The sequence below is a fragment of the Halomonas sp. G15 genome (assembly GCF_021282295.1).
Classification (GTDB): domain Bacteria; phylum Pseudomonadota; class Gammaproteobacteria; order Pseudomonadales; family Halomonadaceae; genus Halomonas; species Halomonas alimentaria.
Genome location: NZ_JAJSPA010000095.1, coordinates 1 through 864, shown reverse-complemented (window position 1 = coordinate 864; position 864 = coordinate 1). Strand labels below are relative to the sequence as shown.

The 864-nt window shown below is 70.8% G+C and carries 2 protein-coding genes; both read right to left on the bottom strand.

Translation table 11 applies throughout. The features are described from left to right. Positions 1-247, bottom strand: a 247-nt coding sequence (locus LWH48_RS18130; RefSeq protein ID WP_232913677.1) for an ATP-binding protein, incomplete at its 3' end; no start/stop codon positions are given. Further along, the coding region (locus LWH48_RS18125; protein ID WP_442908330.1) for a Mu transposase domain-containing protein at positions 240-864 on the bottom strand (625 nt) is incomplete at its 5' end. The genes LWH48_RS18125 and LWH48_RS18130, both read right to left, overlap by 8 nt.

Below are 864 nucleotides of genomic sequence, written 5' to 3'. Positions count from 1 at the left end.
CGGCCGCGATGGCGTCGAACTCGAAGGACTCCAGCGTCTTGCCCACCGGCAGCCGGGCCTCCTTGAGGTGCCGGGCCAGCCGGCGTCGCTCACGCTCGGCCAGCTCGTGCTCGCATAGGGCGGCCAGCGTTTGTGGCAGGCTCCAGTTCTCGGCTCGGGCGCGGGTCTCCAGCTGGGGCCAACAGGCGGCCATGGTGGGCAGGCGGAGCTGTCGCAGCAGCAGCGGTAACGTCTGGGCATCAGGCATGGCAGCGCACCTCCGTGGTCGGCACGCTGGGCACCAGGTGGTTGTAGCTGGCGATGTCATGCTGGGTCACCTGGGGGAACGCCATCGTGGCGCTCGGCGTGGCGGCGAAGCGGGCCTGGAGCTCGGCCAGCGTCGGGCTCTTCCCGCGCGCCAGGGCGCCCAGCCAGTAACTGGCGATCGCCTCGGTCTGGTCCTGCTCGGCGGCCAGCGCCAAGGCGCCAACGATGCGCTTGCAGGCCTCGGCGACCGGCAAGGCGGCGATCAGCCGGGCGTACAGCTCGCGCCACGCCGCGCTCGGCAGCAGCTCGTCGCGGAACGTCAGCCCTGCCAGCGCCCGGGGCTTGCGGACCAGCCAGCCGATCACATGGCGGTAGTCGATGAGCCGCAGCCGGCCGCTTTCCGGCGTGGCATGTAGCCGTCGCAGCGTCAGCAACTCCTGCTGTGCGTGATGCAGCACCAAGCGGTCGTCGTAGAGGTGTACACGCAGCCGCTCGCCGATCAGCCGGGACGGCACCGAGTAGAGCACCTTGCGCACCTGGATGGTGCTGGAGGTAGTGACGCGCACCGTCACCTCGCTGTAGTCGGTACCGGGCCGGCTGGGCAGTGGCTGCAGCGCG